General features: G+C 70.2%; 21 protein-coding genes. 4 read left to right on the top strand and 17 right to left on the bottom strand.

Annotation, left to right across the window (positions count from 1 at the left end):
* Positions 1-24: 24 nt before the first annotated feature.
* On the bottom strand, positions 25-1269 hold the full coding sequence (locus tag AB0E62_RS02280; RefSeq protein ID WP_362186734.1) for an MFS transporter: 1245 nt from the start codon (positions 1267-1269) through the stop codon (positions 25-27).
* 95 nt (positions 1270-1364) lie between these two features.
* Here AB0E62_RS02280 and AB0E62_RS02275 point away from each other — a divergent pair, with 95 nt between their 5' ends.
* From AB0E62_RS02275 to AB0E62_RS02265, 3 genes are all read left to right on the top strand, one after another.
* The gene (locus AB0E62_RS02275) at positions 1365-1907 is read left to right on the top strand and encodes a TetR family transcriptional regulator (protein WP_362186731.1); all 543 of its coding nucleotides are present in this window, start codon (positions 1365-1367) and stop codon (positions 1905-1907) included.
* A gap of 1220 nt (positions 1908-3127) precedes the next feature.
* On the top strand, positions 3128-3829 hold the full coding sequence (locus tag AB0E62_RS02270) for an alpha/beta fold hydrolase (RefSeq protein WP_362186728.1): 702 nt from the start codon (positions 3128-3130) through the stop codon (positions 3827-3829).
* Between the two features lie 14 nt (positions 3830-3843).
* On the top strand, positions 3844-4935 hold the full coding sequence (locus AB0E62_RS02265) for a helix-turn-helix transcriptional regulator (protein ID WP_362186725.1): 1092 nt from the start codon (positions 3844-3846) through the stop codon (positions 4933-4935).
* 69 nt (positions 4936-5004) lie between these two features.
* On the opposite strand, the gene AB0E62_RS02260 is transcribed toward AB0E62_RS02265, so the two are convergent.
* The 15 genes from AB0E62_RS02260 to AB0E62_RS02190 all read right to left on the bottom strand — a co-directional run bounded on the left by AB0E62_RS02260 (position 5005) and on the right by AB0E62_RS02190 (position 17565).
* The gene (locus tag AB0E62_RS02260) at positions 5005-5988 is read right to left on the bottom strand and encodes a carbohydrate kinase family protein (protein ID WP_362186722.1); all 984 of its coding nucleotides are present in this window, start codon (positions 5986-5988) and stop codon (positions 5005-5007) included.
* 54 nt (positions 5989-6042) lie between these two features.
* Positions 6043-7254, bottom strand: a complete 1212-nt coding sequence (metK, locus tag AB0E62_RS02255; protein ID WP_362186719.1) for a methionine adenosyltransferase — start codon at positions 7252-7254, stop codon at positions 6043-6045.
* 75 nt (positions 7255-7329) lie between these two features.
* Complete coding sequence (locus AB0E62_RS02250) at positions 7330-7737, bottom strand: holo-ACP synthase (protein ID WP_362186716.1); 408 nt, start codon at positions 7735-7737, stop codon at positions 7330-7332.
* Positions 7738-7784: 47 nt separating this feature from the next.
* Complete coding sequence (locus AB0E62_RS02245; protein WP_362186713.1) at positions 7785-8948, bottom strand: acyl-CoA dehydrogenase; 1164 nt, start codon at positions 8946-8948, stop codon at positions 7785-7787.
* Positions 8941-9549 (bottom strand): hypothetical protein, encoded by a 609-nt coding sequence (locus AB0E62_RS02240; RefSeq protein ID WP_362186710.1) that lies wholly within the window; start codon positions 9547-9549, stop codon positions 8941-8943. The genes AB0E62_RS02245 and AB0E62_RS02240 overlap by 8 nt, the downstream gene beginning before the upstream one ends.
* Entirely contained in the window at positions 9546-10379 is an 834-nt protein-coding gene (locus AB0E62_RS02235) for a hypothetical protein (RefSeq protein ID WP_362186707.1), read from the bottom strand. The genes AB0E62_RS02240 and AB0E62_RS02235 overlap by 4 nt, the downstream gene beginning before the upstream one ends.
* A gap of 12 nt (positions 10380-10391) precedes the next feature.
* Entirely contained in the window at positions 10392-10652 is a 261-nt protein-coding gene (locus tag AB0E62_RS02230; protein ID WP_362186704.1) for a phosphopantetheine-binding protein, read from the bottom strand.
* A gap of 31 nt (positions 10653-10683) precedes the next feature.
* Positions 10684-11964, bottom strand: coding sequence for a type III PLP-dependent enzyme (locus AB0E62_RS02225; protein WP_362186701.1), 1281 nt, complete (start codon positions 11962-11964; stop codon positions 10684-10686).
* The gene (locus AB0E62_RS02220; RefSeq protein ID WP_362186698.1) at positions 11961-13361 is read right to left on the bottom strand and encodes an ATP-grasp domain-containing protein; all 1401 of its coding nucleotides are present in this window, start codon (positions 13359-13361) and stop codon (positions 11961-11963) included. The genes AB0E62_RS02225 and AB0E62_RS02220 overlap by 4 nt, the downstream gene beginning before the upstream one ends.
* Positions 13362-13366: 5 nt before the next feature.
* Positions 13367-14317 carry a 3-oxoacyl-[acyl-carrier-protein] synthase III C-terminal domain-containing protein gene (locus AB0E62_RS02215; RefSeq protein WP_362186695.1) on the bottom strand — a complete coding sequence of 317 codons (951 nt, stop codon included), beginning with the start codon at positions 14315-14317 and terminating at the stop codon, positions 13367-13369.
* A 9-nt stretch (positions 14318-14326) separates the two neighbouring features.
* The gene (locus tag AB0E62_RS02210; RefSeq protein ID WP_362186692.1) at positions 14327-15154 is read right to left on the bottom strand and encodes an SAM-dependent methyltransferase; all 828 of its coding nucleotides are present in this window, start codon (positions 15152-15154) and stop codon (positions 14327-14329) included.
* A 21-nt stretch (positions 15155-15175) separates the two neighbouring features.
* The gene (locus AB0E62_RS02205; protein ID WP_362186689.1) at positions 15176-15415 is read right to left on the bottom strand and encodes a phosphopantetheine-binding protein; all 240 of its coding nucleotides are present in this window, start codon (positions 15413-15415) and stop codon (positions 15176-15178) included.
* 17 nt (positions 15416-15432) lie between these two features.
* The gene (locus AB0E62_RS02200) at positions 15433-15849 is read right to left on the bottom strand and encodes a holo-ACP synthase (RefSeq protein ID WP_362186686.1); all 417 of its coding nucleotides are present in this window, start codon (positions 15847-15849) and stop codon (positions 15433-15435) included.
* Between the two features lies 1 nt (position 15850).
* Positions 15851-16699 carry a hypothetical protein gene (locus tag AB0E62_RS02195; RefSeq protein ID WP_362186684.1) on the bottom strand — a complete coding sequence of 283 codons (849 nt, stop codon included), beginning with the start codon at positions 16697-16699 and terminating at the stop codon, positions 15851-15853.
* Positions 16699-17565, bottom strand: coding sequence for a diiron oxygenase (locus AB0E62_RS02190; RefSeq protein WP_362186682.1), 867 nt, complete (start codon positions 17563-17565; stop codon positions 16699-16701). The genes AB0E62_RS02195 and AB0E62_RS02190 overlap by 1 nt, the downstream gene beginning before the upstream one ends.
* Positions 17566-17840: 275 nt before the next feature.
* On the opposite strand from AB0E62_RS02190, the gene AB0E62_RS02185 reads away from it, so the two are divergent.
* On the top strand, positions 17841-18506 hold the full coding sequence (locus AB0E62_RS02185; protein WP_362186680.1) for a hypothetical protein: 666 nt from the start codon (positions 17841-17843) through the stop codon (positions 18504-18506).
* A 118-nt stretch (positions 18507-18624) separates the two neighbouring features.
* On the opposite strand, the gene AB0E62_RS02180 is transcribed toward AB0E62_RS02185, so the two are convergent.
* Positions 18625-19467 (bottom strand): RNA polymerase sigma factor SigF, encoded by an 843-nt coding sequence (locus tag AB0E62_RS02180; protein WP_362186962.1) that lies wholly within the window; start codon positions 19465-19467, stop codon positions 18625-18627.
* Positions 19468-19513 lie beyond the last annotated feature (46 nt).

Raw genomic sequence — 19513 nt, 5'->3', positions numbered from 1 at the left:
CGGGTTGAATGACATGTGTGCCGACTACGCGCTGACCTTGGCCGACTGCGCCCGCGTGCTCTTGGCCAGCCGGTGTCCCAGTTCGGACAGCGCCAGCGCGAGCACGGCCACCGCGGCGCCGACCAGGCTGATGTTCCGGGCCCCGATGGTGCTGATGCCCACCGCGCCGATGACGCCGGAGAGGGCGATGGCGAGGTAGAGGAACGCGGCGTTGAGGGAGATCAGCAGGGGAGCCGACTCCGGGTTGAGGCTGATCAGGCGTGACTGCTGCGGCGCGGTGATGCCCCAGGCCGCGACGCCGTACACCACGATGACGACGGCGGCCGCGGGGAACGAGCCGGTGGCGAGCGGCAGCACGAGGAGGCTGGCCGCCAGCAGCGTGACCGCGCCGCCCACCACCAGACGGGCCCCGAACCGGTCGGCCAGTGTCCCGGCGTAGAAGTTGCCGACCATGCCCGTCAGACCGAAGGCGAACATCAGGATGGCCAGTTTCCTGCCGTCGCCGCCGGTGGCGGGGGCGAACACCTCGGCCATGTAGGTGTAGACGATGTACGCCGCGGTGAAGGCGACGAGCGTCGCGGCGAGCACGGCGACGACGCGACGGTCGCCGAGCGGCGCGAGGCGCTGGCGCAGCCCGCCCGGAGCGCCCACGACCACCGCCGGCACGAGGGTGAACACGCCGAACAGGCTCAGCACGGTGAGGAGGGCGATGAACCACATCGTGGCCCGCCAGTCGAGGACGCTGCCCACGACGGTCCCGATCGGCGCGCCGAGCGCGGTTGCGGCGGTGAGCCCGGTGGTGACGGCCGCGATGGCCCGGCCCCGGCGTTCGGGCCCCATCAGCGCGGAGGCGGTGACACTGGCCGCCGGGATGTAGAGGCCGGCGCCGACGGCGGCGACGACCTGGGCGCCCAGGACCACGGGGAACGACGGCGCCAGTCCGGTCCCCACGACGCCGAGCAGATAGATCAGCACGGACAGCTTGAGCACCTTGTGGCGCGGCCAGGCGGCGGTGAGCGTGGACAGGATCGGCGCCATGACCGCGCAGGTCAGCGCGAACACGGTGACCACCTGCCCGGCGGTGGTGATGCTGACGGACAGGGAGTCGCTCAACTCGGGCAGTACGCCGGCGAGCACGAACTCGTCCGTGCCGATGGCGAAGGCGCCGAACGCCAGGACGAGGACTCCCCGCCACGGCCCGGCGGCCGCTCCCCCGTCGGCCTTCCCCTCAGACGTCCCGCTCGTCCGGTCCGGGACGGACTTACTCACTATGAACCCTCCTCGATTTCGGTACCGATCGGTACCATCTTGGCGGACGGTATCGGTCGGTACCGTTTAGCGTCAAGGGCGACTACTCTGGCCACATGCCGACTCGCGCACGTGACCGCCTACTACAGGCAGCCGATGAGCTCTTCTACGAGGAGGGCATCAACGGAGTGGGCCTGGAGCGCCTCCTGACCCACTCCGGCGTCGGGCGCGCCTCCCTGTACCGACACTTCGACGGCAAGGACGATCTGGTGACCGCGGTCCTGCAGCGCCGGGACGAACACTGGAGGACGTGGCTGCGAGAGCGCGTCGAGGCCCACGGCGGCGCACCCCTGGCCGTCTTCGACGCCCTGGCCGAGGGGGCGCAGGACAGCGCGTTCCGCGGCTGCGCCTTCATCAACGCCATGGCGGAGAGGGCGAAGGAACCCGGCAGCAGCGTCCACCGGCTCGCCGTCGAGCACAAGCGCAAGGTCGCCGACTATGTGTGCGGCCTGATCAAGGAGGCCGGCCACGCCGGGGCGCCGGAGCTGGCGGAGCAGTTCACGCTGCTGATGGACGGGGCCGTGGTCACCGCGATGAGCGAGCGCAGCGTCGAGCCTTTCCGGCGGGCGCGGCAGATGGCGCAGCGGCTGCTGTCCTGACCCGTGTCCGCCTCACCCCTTGCTCATGCGTCCGTGCGCACACCATCCCTGCATGTGTCCGGAGCGGCGGGCCCGGCTCCCCGGATCAAGTCGAGCAGGCCTGGAAAAGCGCCGGTCGAGCTCCGTGCGTGACGCACGGGGACGGAAGCGCTCCGGTGCCGCCGCGCTCCGTGTGCGGCTGCGGCAGCCTGCGGTTGCGGCAGCCGGCCGCGTTCCCTGACCTGTGTCATACCCCGCTCTCGGTTTGATACGCATCGAAGTGGTCGATGCTCATCGAAGGGGGTTGACGACAGCCGCCACGGCGGCCGGGATCGTGGGAGGTGCGGGTGCGCTGATGACCAGAACCCTGCGGACCACCGAAGCACCCTGTCCAGGCGCTCCCTGTGGCCCGGCGGCCCTGGCCGCGCGGCGGTTCCGGCGACGGACGCCGGTCACGAGACCGCCCCTGTCCGCCGCCGCGGCACCGGCGGGCACCCCGCACAGGGCACGGACCTTCGCCCTCACCCCCTCGGCCCCCGCCGGCCGCACCGTCCCGCCGGTCCCGGGCGCCCACGCGAGACCACCCCGGGGGCATGCCGACGGCCACCGATGTCGGCCGTCCCCCGTCTCGCTCTCCTGCCACTGACGTCACACATTTCCCGTCCGTCACGGTGAACCGGACCGGCCTGCGCGGGAGGACGTTCGGAACATTGGCCGGAAACAGCCCTCAGGGCTGTCCGGCAGCCACGTCTAAAGGTGTGACACCGTATCCTTTGGCGTAGCCCGGTCACCCTACGCTATTGCAAGGCGAGCAACCTCTTTTTTTGGGGTGTGCGGGCCGACGGACAAGCCGGTCCTCAATTCTTCCTATTCGTCTGCTGTTGTATTCATGCGCTTCACGAAAAGCGCTGTGACCTGCCGCACATCGACCGTCGGCGACCGCCAGAAACACCGTTGACATATGACGCAACTGTCAGTAGCGTGACCGTAACGGAAGCTTTTAATCCGCCAGTCCGAGGCCGGAACGAACGGATCGATCGGCTCTCCGCATTACATGGCAGATGATTTGACGGAGAAGCGAGAAAAAAGAGCGCCACCGCAGCGCCTCACCAGTGGTGCGCCATTCCCAGGCAATGCCTGCGGCCGATCCGGTACGCTCCCCCCGGGGACACACGGAAGGTGACATGGCCATCCAACCCCTCGACAAGAGAAGCGATTGGATCCAGAGAGCGGCGCCCCGGGTGAACCCCGGAATCCGTCTGGTGTGCTGTCCCTACGCCGGCGCCTCCGCCAGTGCCTACAACGCCCTGTCCGCGGCCCTGCCCGACGAGGTGGAGGCGCTCTCCGTCCAGTACCCGGGCCGCCCGGGGAACCGCGGCGAGCCACCGATCAAGGACGTCGGCGAACTCTCCGACCGCATCGCCGAAGAGGTCCGCCCCTGGCTCGACAGGCCGGTGGCCGTCTTCGGCCACAGTTTCGGCTCGGTGGTGGCCTTCGAGGTCACCCGGCGCCTGGAGGCCGCCGGCGCCGCCCCCGTGCGGCTCATCGTGTCCGGCCGCCGCTCCCCCTCCGACGGGCTCGGCAGCCACACACCGCGCGACGACCAGGAGATCATCGCGGAACTCAAGGAGCTGGGCGGCATTCCTCCCCGGTTCTTCGAGAAAGAGAAATTCCTGGAGCCGATCCTCACGGTCGTGAAGAACGACTACCACGCCAATTCCACGTATCTCGCATCCGCAGAGGCGTCGGTCGGCTGCCCCATATCCTTCCTGTTCGCCGACGCGGATCCGTATCTGACCGGAGGCGGGGAGCACGGCTGGGAGCGGCACACCACGGCAGAATTTCAGGTCACCCGCTTCTCCGGTGGCCATTTCTTCCTGAACGAAAAAGTCGCGGAGGTCGCCGAGGAGATCGCCGAGATCCTCCGCAACGGAGTTCTTTGACCGTCTGACTCGGGATGGTGAACGCAGTGGAGAACATGCTCGCGTACGCAGCAATGTCCGAGCTGTCGGCGGAGGAAGACGAGAGAGTCCGCTTCGGGCCGATGCCACGCGGCCAGGACATCGGCGAGGACCTGCTTCTCGGTGTGTACGATCACGTACTGTCCTATCACGCGGCGACCACACTGGAAATCGCCACGGCGCTCGGGGTGTCGAGCGCCGCCGTCAGGGACGCCATGCGGGAACTGTTGCGTCTGAAACTCGTCAGACACTGCAAGGAGCAGGACACCTTCCTGGCCTCCGACCCCGATGCCGCCCAGACGGAACTCGTTCTGCCGCTCGAATCCGCCATACACGAAAAACAGCGCGAACTGATCGCCATCCACCACCAGATGGAACGTTTCTCCAAGTCCTTCAAGCGGCACCAGCGCACCCAGCGGAAGAGTCGGCTGGTGGCGACGCTGGAGAACCAGCGCGAGATCTCCCTGCGGCTGACGGACTCGATCCGCCGGTCCTCCGGGGAGATCCTCACGATGTGGCCGGTCTGCAGCTATGAGACACAGATCCTGGAGGACACCCTCCGGCTCTCCTACGACGCGGTCCCGCGCGGGGTGCGACTGCGCACCCTGTACCCCCACTCGGCCAGGCACCATCCCAGTTTCCGGGCGAACCTCCAGCAGAACCTGGAGTCGGGGGCGGAGGTCCGGACGTCGGACGAGGTGCAGCACTTCATCATCATCGTCGACCGGGAGACGGCGTTCCTGCCCACCGACTCCTCCAAGGGAGGCACCTCCGCGGTCACCGTCGTCTACGAACCGGCGATCGTGAACGTGCTGTGCGGCATCTACCGGAACACCTGGCAGTCGGCCTGCGTCTTCGACGGCAGCACCCCCAACGACACCTCGCTCAACAACGTCCGGAACGCGATCCTGAAGATGCTCGCCTGCGGTCTCAAGGACGATGTCATCGCCCGCCGGGTGGGGATCTCCTCGCGCACCCTGCGCCGCCACATCGCCGCGATCATGGAGGAGCTGGGGGCGGAGAGCCGCTTCCAGGCCGGCGCGGCGGCGGCGAGCGCGGGCCTCATCGGGACCCCCGTCGGCAGGTGACAGCGGCATCCCTGCGGCGCCGCGGGGCCCGGCACGGGGGTGGCCCCCCTGCACCGGGCCCCGGGGCCGTCAGAGCACGTCCGACAGCCGCGTACGGATCTCGGCCGCCGCGGCCTTGCCGTAGGCCTCCTCGATCCTGATCAGCAGGTCGGCCGCGGAGAGCTTGTACTCCTGCGTACCGACCGACTCCAGGACGACGGTGGCCAGCGCGCAGCCGAGCCGGGCCGAGCGCTCCGGCGGCCAGTCCCAGGCCACGCCGGCGAGGAAACCGGCCCGGAAGGCGTCGCCGACTCCGGTGGGGTCCTGGGCCCGGTCCGTCGGCACCGCCCGGACCGCGCGCTCGGGCTCCGCCTTCCCGGCGATGGTCACACCGTCGGCGCCGGCCGTGACGATCCAGGTGCCGACGCGTTCGAGGATCTCGCCACGCGTCCAGCCGGTCCGCTGCGCGAGCAGGGCGGCCTCGTACTCGTTGGTGAACAGATAGCGGGCGCCGTCGATCAGCCGCCTGGCCTCCTCGGCCCCGATGCGGGCGAGCTGCTGGGAGGGGTCGGCGGCGAACGGGACGCCGAGCGCGCGGCACTCGTCGGTGTGGCGGAGCATCGCCTCCGGGTCGTTGGGGCCCACCACCACCAGGTCCAGCCCGCCGGCGTACCGGGTGGCCGCTTCCAGCCGGATGACGCCGGCCTGTGCCATGGCGCCCGCGTAGAAGGTGGCGATCTGGTTCTGGTCGGCGTCCGTCGTGCACACGAAGCGGGCGGTGTGCAGGGTGTCGCTCACGTGGACGAGCCGGGTGTCCACGCCGTTCTCCTCCAGCCGGCGGCGGTACTCGGCGAAGTCGGGGCCCACGGCTCCCGCCAGCATCGGACGCAGGCCCAGGCGTCCCAGCCCCAGGGCGATGTTCGCGGCCACTCCCCCGGGCCTGATCTCCAGGGTGTCCGCCAGGAAGGACAGCGAGACCCGCTCCAGGTGGCCGTCGATCAGCTGGTCGGCGAACCGTCCGGGGTAGACCATCAGATGGTCGGTGGCGATGGATCCGGTCACGGCGATACGCACGGTGCTTCCTCCCTCGGCCCGCCCGGGCACGGGAGTGCCGGGGGGCGGTTCGCGTCAGTCCAGGCCGGCGGCGGTGCGGAGGGCGTCGGTGCGGTCGGTGCGCTCCCAGGTGAAGTCGGGCAGTTCCCGGCCGAAGTGACCGTAGGCGGCCGTCCGGGCGTAGATCGGGCGGAGCAGGTCCAGGTCACGGATGATCGCGGCGGGCCGCAGGTCGAACACCTCGGTGATGGCCTGCTCGATCCGCGCCACGTCCACGGTGTGGGTGCCGAAGGTCTCCACGAACAGCCCGACCGGCTCGGCCTTGCCGATGGCGTAGGCGACCTGGACCTCGCAGCGGGTCGCCAGCCCGGCCGCCACGACGTTCTTGGCGACCCACCGCATGGCGTACGCGGCCGAGCGGTCCACCTTGGAGGGGTCCTTGCCCGAGAAGGCGCCGCCGCCGTGACGGGCCATGCCGCCGTACGTGTCGATGATGATCTTGCGGCCGGTCAGACCGGCGTCGCCCATCGGGCCGCCGACCTCGAAGCGGCCGGTCGGATTGACCAGCAGGCGGTAGCCCTCGGTGTCGAGCTTGATGCCCTCGTCCAGCAGGGCCTTCAGCTCCGGCTCCACGACGAACTCGCGGATGTCGGGGGCGAGCAGCGACTCCAGGTCGATGTCCGAGGCGTGCTGGGAGGAGACCACCACCGTGTCCAGCCGGACGGCCTTGTCACCCTGGTACTCGATGGTGACCTGGGTCTTGCCGTCCGGACGCAGGTAGGGGACGGTCCCGTTCTTGCGGACCTCGCTCAGGCGCCGTGACAGCCGGTGGGCCAGGTGGATCGGCAGCGGCATCAGCTCCGGGGTCTCGTCGCAGGCGTAGCCGAACATCAGCCCCTGGTCACCGGCGCCCTGCCGGTCCAGTTCGTCGGCGTCCCCCTCCACCCGCAGCTCGTAGGCGGTGTCCACCCCCTGGGCGATGTCGGCCGACTGGGCGCCGATGGACACCGACACCCCGCACGAGGCGCCGTCGAAGCCCTTCTTGGAGGAGTCGTAGCCGATCTCCAGGATCCTGGCCCGCACCAGCGCGGGGATGTCCGCGTACGCGGCGGTGGTGACCTCCCCGGCCACGTGGACCAGGCCGGTGGTGATCAGCGTCTCCACCGCCACGCGGGAGGACGGGTCCTGTTCCAGCAGGGCGTCGAGGATGGTGTCGCTGATCTGATCGGCGATCTTGTCGGGGTGGCCCTCGGTGACGGACTCGGAGGTGAACAGACGACGGGACACAGCGCTCCCTGAGAGGGGTCGGCCGGTGCGCGGGGCGCACCGGCGGCGGATACGGGCACGGCGGGCGGGGCGGGGTCAGTCGGCGGGCCGGTCGCAGGGGTGCGGGCACCGGGCGGGCACCCCGATGGCCGCGGCGACGACGAAGCCCTTCTTGTGGGTGATGGACAGGTTGAGGGAGCCGATGCCCCGTTCCCGCGCGCGCTGGGCGGCGGTCCCCGTCAGCCGTACCACGGGGGCTCCGTCGTCCGCGCGCAGGATGGCCACCTGCCGGGGGGTCACCCCGGCCCCGACACCGGTGCCGATGGCCTTGAGGGCGGCCTCCTTGCCGGCGAAGCGGCCGGTGAGGAACTCCCGGGCGCGTTCCGCCCCGAAGGAGTCCGCGAGGGCCAGTTCGTCGGCGTCGTAGACGTAACGGCGGAACCAGGGCCGGCCGAGCAGGTCGCCGAGTTCGCCCTCGGTCATGACGTCGATGCCGATCCACATGGCTCGCTCCCTGTCTCCTTCCCGGGTCCTGGCGCGGGGGGCCGGGGTCATGCGAGGAAAGTGCCTTTGGCCATGCCTTGGAACACCGCGAGCCGCTGGATGTGGCCGGTGCCCTCCATGAACTCGAAGGCGCGCGCGTCGCGGTACAGCTTGCCCAGCCACGGGTCTTCCAGGAGGGATGCGGGGCCGAGGAGGTCGGCCGCGGCGAGGGTGGCGCGTTCGGCCAGCTCGGCGGCGCGCATCTTGACGCCGGCGATGCGGTCGGACCGCACCTTCCCGGCGTCGATCGCGGACGCGATGTCGTAGTTCTGCCGCCGGGTGGCCTCGAGCCGGTCCCGCAGGTCGTCCAGCCGGCCGCGGGCCGCTCCGGCGAGTGCCGGGCGCTCGCGGCGGACGTGGTCCAAGGCGGCGCGGGTCAGGCCCAGCGCGGTGCCGGCGAGGACCGGGCGGAAGCGCTGGAGGGTGCGGATGGCTCCCACCAGCCCGCGGCGGCTGGGCTTGAGCGTGTCGTAGCCGAGGACCTGCTCCCGCTCGATCCGCACGCCGTCGAGCGTGATGGCCGAGATGCGCGCCCCGCGCATGCCGACGGTCGGGATGAGCCCGGCCCGGAAGCCGGGGTCGCGGGTGTCGACGAGCACCGCCTCGATGCCCAGCGGTCCGGGCGCCCGGCGGCAGAACACCACGCCCAGCTGGGCGAAGGCGGCGTTGCCGACGTAGCGCTTGGCACCGCTGAGGCGGAAGCCGTCGCCGTCGGGGGTCAGGGCGGTCTCCAGCTCGGTGGCCGCCGATCCCTTCGCGGGCTCGGTGAGGCCGAAGAACGTCCAGGTCGGCTCGGGGCGGCTCAGCCGCTCGTAGTAGGCGTGCCGCTGCTTGTCGTCGCCGAGCGCGTCCACCGCGACCCCGGACATCAGCGGGCCGGGGCAGGCGAGCATGAAGCCGGCGTCGCCGTAGCTCAGTTCCTCGATGGTGACGGTGTGCTCCAGACAGGAGCGCAGGTCGTAGGTGTACTCGCCGATGCGCAGCGGGGCGTCCAGGTACTCGACGGGAAGGGTGGCGATGCGCATGAGGCCGGCCGCGGGCAGGTGGAGCCACCGGTCGATGGCCGTGGGGTCGCGGTCGATCTCCAGGCCGGCGTCCCGCAGTTCCGCGGCCGCGTCCCTGACGTGGGAGCGCAGCACCTCCGTCCGGCGGGGCAGCAGGGGCTCACTCACGGCCGGCTCCCTCCTCGTGCTCTCCGGGGTGCAGGTAGGTGTTGCCCAGCAGTTCGGCCGCGTGGAGGAGCCGGCCGGGGCCCTCGGCCGCGAAGCTGCTCGCGCCGTACAGTCCGAGCGCGGTGCGGCCGGCGCCCACCAGGTCGCGGTGGATCCGGCGGCGGCGCCCGGCGGTGGGCCGGGGCAGGCCGAGGAGGTCCCGGGTCTCGGAGAGCGCGAGGGCCACGTCGGCGATCGCGCCCCGGACGAGCTGCCGGCCGAGCAGCGGGGCTCCTTCCGAGGAGCGCCCGTCGAGGCGGGTGACGGCGCCGTCGAGGACATCGCGCAGCAGCCGCCAGTGCAGCCGCACCAGCGCGTCGCAGAAGACCTGTGTCGCCCCGTCGTCGGCCGGCGACGGGTCCCGCAGCGCGGCGAGGGTGTCCGAGGTGCCGGGGACCGGGGCGCCGCCGGGCAGGCGCTGTACGGAGGCGATGGTCCAGCCGGCCGGGGAGGACACCGTGCCGCCCGGTGCGGCCTGTTCGTGGCACGCGTCCAGCTCCCCGGCGAACTCCTCGAGCCACCGCAGGACGGGGGCGGGGAGGGTGGTGTCCGTCGTCGTCATCGCGCCTCCCGCGCGGCGCCCCGGGCCCGGTCGGAGTGCAGTACGGCGATGTGGGTGGCGCCGGAGAGCGGGTCGGTGTCGCACAGCAGCACCGTGCCGTACCGCTCCCGCCAGTCGGTCCAGTGCCGGGCCAGGGCCAGCCAGACGCTGGTGCAGTAGGTGCCGGGATTGGCGTGGAAGGAGGGGACGTCCTGGCCGAGCACGTCACGGTCCTGCCAGGGGCCGGTGACGAGCAGGGTGCCGTCCGGGTCCTTCGCGGTCAGCTCGCCGAGCCGGGCGGCGGCGGACTCGGTCGCCGGGACGGACTCCACCCGGGCGATCCGCGGCCCGCCGCCGGTGCCGAGGACCAGGAGGACCCCGGAGTCGACCAGGTGGTTGTCGTGGACCAGGGGGAAGCGCGTGGGCAGGGTGGTCTGTTCCAGGACGGCGAGCACCGCCCGCTGGGAGCGGCCCGCCCGCTGGAAGGCCGAGACGGCGCGCAGCGCGGTGAACGGCGCGGCCAGCCCCTGCTGGTGGATGCCGAAGTTGACGGCCCGGCCGCCCAGGAGCCGGTCCAGGTAGGGCGCCATGGCGGTGAACGGGGTGATGTCCGGCAGCGCGTGGGTCACGATCACCAGGTCGGGGTCGCTGCCGTCGGTCCCCGAGGCGGCCACCAGCCGGTCGACCAGGTCGCGGTGGCCGACGTGGGGCGCGGAGCGCAGCAGCGTCTCGTCCACCTCCAGGCCGAAGGGCTCGACCAGGTCACGGTAGTAGGAGAGGTTGGACAGGGTCGGTTCGGGGGACCTGCGGGGCGGTGCCACCACCCCGCAGGCGGCAAGGAGGGCCGGCATGTGCGATCCGCCTCATACTCCGCTGGTGGTCTGCTGGGACAGGACGTAATCGGTGAGCGTGCCGACCGACTTGAAGTCGTCCATGTCGAGGTTCTCCGGGTCGACGGAGATGTCGATGGCGTCCTCCAGGGCCATCAGCATCTCCAGGACCGAGGTGGAGTCCAGGTGCAGGTCCTCGAAGAGCCGGACCTCTTCGGTCAGGCCGGTGACGGGCTGCTCCAGCACCTCGCTGAGCGCCTTCTCGACGGCGTTGACCACGTCGTGACGTTCCATTGCCGATGTTCTCCTTCGGTGCCGGGTTCCTTCAGTGGCGGGTGAAGTCCACGAGGCGCTGCTTGTCGAGCAGGTCCTCCTTGCGGTCCCGTTCGCGGACGAGGTGGGCCGTGCCGCCGTGCACGAGGACCTCGGCGGGGAATCCGTGGCTGAGGAAGAGCCCGGGTGAGGCCGTCGGTCCGTAGGCGCCGGAGAGTTCGACGCCGATGAGGTCGCCGGGTGCGACCGGCGGCAGCTGGACCTTCTTGCCGATGACGTCGTTGGGCGTGCACAGCGGCCCGGTGACCGTGTAGGTGTCCGCCGCCTCCTCGCCGTGCCGGCTCAGCGACCGGATCGGGAAGTTGCGCTTGACGAAGCTGCCGATGCCCACCGCGGCCATGTGGTGGTTGGTGCCTCCGTCGGCGATCACGAACTTCTCGCCCAGGGACTCCTTGACGTACAGGGCGCGCACCACGTAGGTGCCGCAGGCGGCGACGAGGTAGCGCCCCAGCTCGTTGATCAGGCGGCAGCGGGGGTACTTCGCGGTGAAGGAGGCGACGGCCTCGTTGATGCCGGCGACCGTGGTCTCGATGTCGAGGCTCTTCTCGTTGTCGAAGTAGGCGACACCGAAGCCGCCGCCGAAGTCCACGGTCTCGGGGACGATGCCCAGCCGCTCCGACAGGTCGGCCGCGAGGGCGAGGATCTCGCGGGTGTTGTGCACGAGGTCGTCGGCGTTCAGGAAGCGCGTCCCCATGTACGCGTGGAAGCCGCGCACCCGCACCCGGCGCAGTGCGGCGAGCTGTTCCCGTGAGCGGCGCAGCGTGTCCGCGTCGATGCCGAACTGCCGTGGCTTGCCGCCCATGGCCAGGCCGGAGCCCTTGGTGTGGAAGTCCGGGTTGATGCGCAGCAGCACCGTGACGTCGTCGCGTCCCAGCCCGGCGGCGATCTCCTCCAGGAGGGCGACCTCCTCCAGGGACTCGCACACCACCGCGTGGATGCCGGCGGTGACGCACGCCTCCAGCTCGGCCCGGGTCTTGCCCGGCCCCAGGAAGATGACGTTCTCAGGCGCGACGCCGGCCCGCCGCACCGTCATCAGCTCGACCATCGAGGAGATCTCGGCGCCGGCGCCCAGCGAGGCGAGGTAGCCGCACACGCTGATGTTGGGGTTGGCCTTGAGGGAGTAGAAGATGTCGACGGCGGGGTGCAGCCGCTCCCTCAGGGAGGTGTAGACGGAGTGCAGCACGTCGGCGTCGTAGAGGAACAGCGGGGTGCCGAACTCCTCCGCGATCTCCGACACCGGTATGCCCTGCACATGGAGTTCCCGACTGCTCATGGCGTCCTCCCGGCTGTGTTCAGTCGGTCGAGCGCGGCCTCGACCCGGCGGTCCAGCACGTCGAGTCCCTCGCGGTTCCCGGCGAACAGCATGGTGTAGAGCCGGCCGTTGAAGTGGGGGGCCGGCGTGCCCCGTGGTACGCCGGCGAGCGCGTCGCCGGCCTGGGCGTTGACCGTCCCGAAGCAGGTGATGACGAGCCCGTCCCGGTCGTGGGGCGGTTCGGCGAGGTCGCCGAGCGCGTCGGTGACCGCCTCGAACGGGAGGGGTTCGGCCAGCCGCAGCGGGTAGTGCCTGGCGAGGGCGGCTCCCCGGGGCCGGCCGAAGCGCTCGGTGACCCTCCCCTGGTAACTGGACATGTTCAGCCGGGCGTTGATCTCCAGGACCGGGTAGACCCGGTCGTCGGCGCCCAGCAGGGCGTCCACGCCGACGACGCCGAAGAAACCGTCCGCGTACAGGCGCGCGCCCAGGGCCACGGCTGCGGCGGCCAGTTCGTCCTGCTGGGCGGGGGTGAGGTCGGCGGGCATGACATGGCCGAGGTGCACCCCGCCGGACGTGAGGGCCTGCTTGACGAAGTCCAGGCGCACCCGCCCGCGGCGGTCGACGGTGAACTGGTAGTTGAGGTCGAAGCGTTTGGGCAGGAACGTCTCGACCACGACGTGCAGCGCATCGTCACCGCGGTTCGCGGCCCTGCGCTCGACCATGCGGAGCAGCCGGTCGGCCTTCCTGCGGCTGTCCAGGATCAGCAGGCCCTTGCCCGAGACTCCGTAGGCGTCCTTCACGATGACCGGCCGGTCGTCGCGCAGCCCTTCGTCCAGGGCGCGCCGCAGCTGCCCCACCGTCTCGCAGCAGAAGCCGGGGATCGTGCGCAGCCCCAGTTCCTCGGCCGCCCGCCGGCTGTAGATCTTGCTGTTGACGCGTTCGCAGGTGGCGGCGTCGGGCACCGCGAGGCGCAGCCCGGTCAGTTCGGCGATGCGCTCCTCCTGGACGGAGTTGCCCATGGGCATCAGGTAGGCGCCGTCCCGGGCGATCCGGCGCAGCCGCTCCAGGAGTTCCGGGGAGTCGAGCACGGCCGCGCCGGTGCCGCCGTCCGCGGCGGGCGCGGCGGTGACCAGCTCGACGGGGGCTCCCAGGCCCGTCTTCTCGGCGTAGCTGCGGTAGCCCTCGTCCAGGGGGCGGTCCAGGAGGAGGTAGTCGGCCGGCTCGGCCAGCAGGGCGCCCAGCTCCTCCATGCGCTGCACGGTGGCGGCCGTCGCCGAGCCCCGCGCCGCCGGGAGACCGGTGTAGGAGCGCGCCCACTGGTTCTCCACCTCGAAGTTGCACAGCCATACGAACCGGGCGTCCCGGTCGCCGGTGAGCGCCTGCTTCAGGCCCGCGGTGTAACCGTCGTCGAAGGACATCGCGCTCACCGCTTCCTGTGCCTGATCACCATGGCGCCGAAGGTGGCGCCGAGGCCGACGGAGACCAGGACGTAGTACCGGCCGTCGGTCAGGCGGTCCCGGTCGCGCAGCGTCGTGTAGTTGACGAAGACGTCGGAGGCGTAGGTGTGGCTGTACTGCGCCACGTTGTCCAGGAAGAACTTCTCCGGATCGGCCCCCATCTCCTTGATGGTCTGGCGCCAGGAGACCATGTTGACGTTGTGCGGGATCACCAGGTCGACGTCGTCGAAGGAGAGCGCGGCGGCGTCCACGGCCTCGTTGATCACCTCGCCGAGCACGGTGCCGTAGACCTGCCCGAACCCCTGTGTCTCCTCCCTCGTCATCTCCAGGCCGGCGGCGTACTCGCCGAGGGTGCGGGTCACGAAGGACAGCACCTCGTCGCCGGGGCCGCCCACGGTCACCAGGCAGGCGGCCGCCGCGTCGGCCATGATGGCGCTGTTGGGGATGAGCTGCACCTTGGGCGAGTACGCCCGCTCGCCGGTGACCATCAGCGCGTACGCGCCCTCGGGGGCCTCGGCGCGCAGCAGTTCGCCCGCCAGGTCGATCGCGCCCAGGCTGCTGACACAGGCCTGGTGGGTCAGCGCGAAGGCCTCCGCGTCGTGCAGTCCGAGGCCGTCGCGGATCGTCGCGGCGGTGTCGACGTGCGGCGGGGCGACGGCCTGCACGGTGTGCGCGTAGATGACGTACTCGACCCGGCGTCCTTCGGGAAGCGCGTCCAGCGCCCGGCGCGCCGCCGGGAGCACCAGGTCGAACAGGCCGGTGTCCGGGTCGAAGCGGAGCCGGTCCAGTCCGTAGATCTTGCGGAAGACGCCCACCTCGGCGCGTCTGAGTCCCAGGCTGCCGGCCACGTCGTCGATCCTGACGCTGCGTTCGGGGAGGAACGACTCGATCCTCTCCAGCGTCGTCGCGGTGCTCACCCGGCCTCCTCAGCTGCCCGCGTACTCGGCCCGGACGAGCCAGCTGCGGGACACGCCCCGGCGGTCGCGGGGCTGCACCTCGTACGGCCAGCGGCCCTCACCGGCGCCGGGGTCGCCGGGCTCGCGCAGATCGCGCACCTTCCAGCCCGAGGCGGCCAGGAAGTCCTCCGGTTCGTCGGTCCCGAACAGCCACGGTGTGCCGTCCTCCTTCAGCCCCTTGAGGAACGACTGGGAGAACGGACTGCGCAGCAGCGCCTTGCTCACGAAATCCACCGCCAGCCAGCTGCCGGGGGCGGAGGCCGAGCCCAGGGTGCGCAGCAGGTGGACGACCTGGTCCTCGGTGAGGAAGAACATCAGTCCCTCGGCGATCCACAGCGTCGGCCTGGCCGGGTCGAAGCCGGCCTGCTTCAGCGTGGGCAGCCAGTCCCCGGCGAGGTCGGCCTTGACCTCCACGCGTTCGACACCGGCCCGCGCGCCCAGCCGTGCGAGGCGGTCGCGCTTCTCCTCCATCAGGGCCTCGTGGTCGATCTCGTACACCGTGGTGCCGGCCGGCCACGTCAGGCGGTACGCCCGGGTGTCCATTCCGGCGGCCACGAGGACCACCTGCCTGACCTCGCCGTCCCGCAGCACGGTCTCGACGCTGTCGTCGAAGTACCGGGTGCGGATCGCGATGAACGGGACCAGCCCGCCGCCGCCGTACCTGTCGAGCAGTTCGAAGCCGCGCGGTGCCGCGAGCGCGCGGGCGAACGGGTCCTCGAACATGGCGTCCCCGGTGCGCTCCGACTCCAGGGCGCGAGCGGCCGCCGTCCACTGGGCCGTATACGAAACAGCTTCCACGTCCCCTACCTCCCTAAGAAGTCAGACCGTCGCGAAAAACGCCTTCTCGATGGAGGAGAGGGTCTGGAAGTCGCGAATGTCGATGGTGTCGAAATCGATCTCGATGCCGCTGGCGCCCTCGATCGCGTAGACGAGTTCGACGAAGGACAGCGAGTCGACCAGGCGGCTCTCGATGAGGTTCTCGTCCGGCGCGACGTCAGTGCGTTCCGGGTGCCGGCTCAGGATCCACGAACGTATTTCCTCGATACCTGCGGAAGCCATGTCAACTCCTCAGTGGTTCAGGCCGATTCGAGCTGGTGTGCTTCCCTGTCCGTGGCCGTGTCGCAGAAGGCGACCGCCACGGCGAAGGGGTCGTCGTGCGCGATGCTCACTTCGATGTGTCCGACACGGGCGTCCCGTGCCAGTCGTGCGGCGCGGCCGCTGAGCCTCACCACGGGCCGCCCGCCGTTCTCCTTCAGGATTTCGATTCCGAGCCACGGCATGGGCTGACCCGCCGCGTGGAACAGTTTGAAGACGGCCTCCTTGGCGGCCAGTCTCCCGGCGATTCCCGGAATGTCCGGCCCGGTGTCCGTGACGCAGAGCCCGATTTCCTCCCCGGAGAGCATGCGGGGCAGGACGGGTTCCGCCTCCGGCGAAAGGAGCCGGCTCACCCGGGCGAAGGGGACCAGGTCGATCCCGATTCGCCCCGGAAGCATGTCAGGAGACCTGTCCGGCTGCCGCCCGGACGGCTTCCAACGCCTTGTGCGCGTCGCCGTCGTGCTGGTCCAGCAGGACGGCCAGCCAGCGCTCCAGACCGAAGGCGACACAGCTCGTGAAGGCGTGCTCGTCGCTGTTCTCGCGCCGGATGTTGCAGCGTTCCCCGAAGAAGTTGCGGTGCGTGTTGACCGAGGCGATGGCCAGATCGCCCGCTTGGAACTCGTACTTCACGGGGCTGAGTTTCGCCAGCAGGGCGCGTCCGCCGTCGTTCTCGAAGAACGGGTCGGTCGCGGCCACCTTTTCGAGCCCGAGGGACAGGGCCCGGGAGAACTCCAGGATGCGTTCGGTGAACCGGGCGATGGTCTCCTGGGTGTGCTCGTACGTGCCCAGCGCGACGATCTCCCGCATCTGGAAGCTCAGCAGCCGGCGCAGCCCGCCGTAGTGCTCCTCGTTGCGGAAGCACCGGTTGACCAGGGTGATCAGGGTCTGGTCGGGGACGCGGGTGTTCTCGTGGTACAGGTAGGCCCCGTAGCAGGTGGCGTGCGGGAGCCCGAGCTGCGCGCCGAGCAGGCTGCCGGGGGCGAACCGGCCGTCCGCCGGCTTGCCGGAGCCCGTGTCGAGGTCGAGGGCGGCCCCGACCAGGGCGAGGTGCGGGAAGTTCGTGTAGACGTCGAACTTCTCCAGGTCCCGGACCGGGTAGACCGGCGGCGGGAGGATCTCGCGGGCGCCCTGCGCGCGTCCCCAGCCGGAGAAGACGGCGTCGAGTTCCCTGAGGAGGTCGGTCTGGTCCGGCGGGAGGATGACCAGCGCGTCGCCGGTGCCGATGTCCTGCTGCGTGGTGGGCGGCATCAGATGATTCCCACCTTCTCCAGGAACTTGCCGGTCTTGCGGAAGACGCTCTGCTCGAACTCGGCGCGGGTGGGCGCCTCCAGCAGTTCCCGACGCAGTTCCTGCGGCTTCTCGATGCCCGCGTCCCGGTACACCTGCGGGTTGAAAAGAGACTCGAAGCTGTACTTCATGTACCGCTTGATGTAGGCCGACACATCGGCCAGTTCCTGCTCGGTCGAGTTCTTCTTGACCTCGGCGAAGAGGGCCGAGACCAGTTCCCGGCCGAAGGCGATGTGCCGGGACTCGTCCTGGTGGTGGATCCGGTTGATGGCGCGAATCGTCTCGTGCAGGCGGGTGTCCAGGGCCATCTTGGAGTTGAAGTGGTCGACCAGTTCCTCGAAGATGAGGATACGGGCGAACACCAGCAGGCTCTCGACGTCCGATCGGGGTATCTCCGCGGTCGCGCCGGCGGGCTGGCGGTAGATCTTGTTGCCGTAGCGCAGGCAGAACTCCGCGAAGAACCACATGTGTTCGTTCTCCTCACCGATGAAGTGGTGGAAGAACTGCGACGGGGTCTCGAACCCCGAGGTGTGGATGCGCCTGGTCACTTCGATGAGAAGTTCCCGGATTCCGTGGACGTTGAGGCTGTAGAAGTTGATGCTCTCGTGGCGGGACAGCGCGTAGAGCTGTTCCTCCGTCAACCGCTCGGCCGCGGCCGTTCCGTACGTGGTGGTGAGTTCGGGGCTCATCCACCACATGTTCTGAGGAAGTTGATCAGGCCACTCGAACAGCTTGTACGGATTGTAGTAATCCTCGACCGACTTCGAGCTCAGCCGCTCCAGAATATCCAGGAAACGGTCATTCTGATCTATCAGAACGCTGACCACGCCGCTTGTCCTCCGAGTCCGTCCGAAGCAAGTGCTCGCTGACAGGAGACTTCTTGGCAGACACCTGATTTCCGGTGCCGTCCATGACCATATGTACGTTGCATGGTCGGTGCAATGACCGAAAGCGGACTGTCCTGGACCGGTCACCGCGCCCCTGCCCGTCACCTCGGCGTAACCGCGGCCCTGCTCCGGCGCCGGATGTGCCCGGTGTGCGCGGCACAGAGTGGCGCGGGGCCCGGTACGGGCGCCGCCGGCGGCGATGGCAGGCTTGTGGGGTGCTGATCGAGGGATATGACGGTGGCCCGCTGGTCGCCGGGGAACCGTTGCTGGCCCGTCCCGGCTTCTGGCCGAACCACTTGTGGGGCCGGTGTGGTCCCGCGGGGGACGTCGAACCGGAGTGGTTCGGCGATGACGGAGCGGATGTCGACGCCATGTCCGAGGCGCTCCTGGATCCCGGACGCTGGCCGGTGTTCCGGGTGCCGGTCGCGGGCGGGTACGGCCTCGTGGCGGTCTACCGCAACTGCGTCGACGACTACGGAGTCGACTACCTGATCACCCCTCCGGGCCGCGGCCGTGCCCAGCACCTCGCCGTCCGGCAAGGGGACTTGGAGGGGGAGACACTGAGGTGGGGTGAGCTGGTCCGCATCGCCGGCAGCCCTGGTGCCGCGGCCGAGGGGATCGAGGACCCGGCTGCCCGCCTTCTGCTGCTGCTTCCCCTGCTGGTCGAGCATGCCCTGCCGGGCGGGGCGACGGCGACGCTCGGCGCCGCCCTGATCGCGGTCGGAGCTCCGCGGGACACCGCTCCGCTCACGGCCCGGCGCCTGCTCGGGCACTCCGGAGGGAAGACCTGGCACGACCCCGCGTGGGGTTCGCCGCTCAGCGGCTCAGGCTCTCCCACGCCTCCGGGAAGCGGACTCCTGGCTCGCCTGGGTATCGCCTGAGAGCAGACGCTCCCCCTGTGCTCACGGCCTCGGAAAAGGCCCGGCGCCCTTCTCGGCACCGCGGGGCGAGAAGGGCGCACAACCGGGTCGATGGCGGGGGGAGTTCCCCCTTGGGCCGTCAGTCCGTGCTGAGCATGCCTTCGCGCAGGCGGGCCAGCAGCCGGGACAGGAGGCGGGAGACGTGCATCTGGGAGACGCCGAGGCGTTCGCCGATCTGTGCCTGGGTCAGTTCCTCGACGAACCGCCAGTGAATGATCCTGCGGTCGCGTTCGTCGAGCTCGGCGATCATCGGGGCGAGGGCGCGGAAGTCCTCGATCAGGCCGAGGGCGGCGTCGTCGGCGCCGATGAAGTCCGCCAGCGCGGCCTCACCGTCCTCACTGCCGTTGATCGCCGCGTCCAGGGAGGCCGACTGGTACCCGTTGGAGGCCAGCTGCGCCTCGACGACCTCGTCCTCCGGCAGGCACATCAGCTCCGACAGCTCTTTGGTCGTCGGCGTCCGGCCCAGCCGGCTGCGCAGTTCCTCGTTCGCGCGGGCGAGTTGCACCCGGGCCTCCTGAAGCCGGCGCGGGACGTGCACGGCCCAGGAGGTGTCGCGGAAGAACCGCTTGATCTCGCCCACGATGTAGGGGATGGCGAACGAGGTGAACTCCACCTCACGGGACAGCTCGAACCGGTCGATGGCCTTGATCAGACCGATCATGCCGACCTGGACGATGTCCTCCATCTCCTCCGGCCCCCGGCTGCGGAACCGGCCGGCGGCGAAGCGGACGAGGGACATGTTCATCTCGATCAGCGTGTTCCGCGCGTACTGGTACTCGGGGGTTCCCTCCTCCAGCACCGTCAACTGGTCGAAGAACAGCTTCGACAGTTCCCTCGCGTCCTTCGGCGCGACCTTGGAAGGGTCCGCGATCTCCGGAACGTCCGTCGCGTGCCCGGTCCTCTGCACGGTCGTCGTCGCCATCATGCGCCCTTCTCGTTGGGTGGTCCCGTCTTCGCCGGTCGTCCGG

Origin of the sequence: Streptomyces sp. NPDC038707, assembly GCF_040636485.1 — a bacterium.
In the GTDB taxonomy this organism is placed as follows: domain Bacteria; phylum Actinomycetota; class Actinomycetes; order Streptomycetales; family Streptomycetaceae; genus Streptomyces.
The sequence above is the reverse complement of the archived record's forward strand: the minus strand, read 5'-3'. Positions and strand labels throughout refer to the sequence as shown.

Excerpts from the sequence above, each read along its gene's own strand:
- AB0E62_RS02275 (WP_362186731.1), top strand. The coding sequence starts at position 1,365 with ATGCCGACTCGCGCACGTGACCGCCTACTACAGGCAGCCGATGAGCTC.
- AB0E62_RS02265 (WP_362186725.1), top strand. The coding sequence starts at position 3,844 with ATGGTGAACGCAGTGGAGAACATGCTCGCGTACGCAGCAATGTCCGAG.
- AB0E62_RS02250 (WP_362186716.1), bottom strand. The coding sequence starts at position 7,737 with ATGTGGATCGGCATCGACGTCATGACCGAGGGCGAACTCGGCGACCTG.
- AB0E62_RS02240 (WP_362186710.1), bottom strand. The coding sequence starts at position 9,549 with ATGACGACGACGGACACCACCCTCCCCGCCCCCGTCCTGCGGTGGCTC.
- AB0E62_RS02235 (WP_362186707.1), bottom strand. The coding sequence starts at position 10,379 with ATGCCGGCCCTCCTTGCCGCCTGCGGGGTGGTGGCACCGCCCCGCAGG.
- AB0E62_RS02230 (WP_362186704.1), bottom strand. The coding sequence starts at position 10,652 with ATGGAACGTCACGACGTGGTCAACGCCGTCGAGAAGGCGCTCAGCGAG.
- AB0E62_RS02225 (WP_362186701.1), bottom strand. The coding sequence starts at position 11,964 with ATGAGCAGTCGGGAACTCCATGTGCAGGGCATACCGGTGTCGGAGATC.
- AB0E62_RS02220 (WP_362186698.1), bottom strand. The coding sequence starts at position 13,361 with ATGTCCTTCGACGACGGTTACACCGCGGGCCTGAAGCAGGCGCTCACC.
- AB0E62_RS02205 (WP_362186689.1), bottom strand. The coding sequence starts at position 15,415 with ATGGCTTCCGCAGGTATCGAGGAAATACGTTCGTGGATCCTGAGCCGG.
- AB0E62_RS02200 (WP_362186686.1), bottom strand. The coding sequence starts at position 15,849 with ATGCTTCCGGGGCGAATCGGGATCGACCTGGTCCCCTTCGCCCGGGTG.
- AB0E62_RS02195 (WP_362186684.1), bottom strand. The coding sequence starts at position 16,699 with ATGCCGCCCACCACGCAGCAGGACATCGGCACCGGCGACGCGCTGGTC.
- AB0E62_RS02180 (WP_362186962.1), bottom strand. The coding sequence starts at position 19,467 with ATGGCGACGACGACCGTGCAGAGGACCGGGCACGCGACGGACGTTCCG.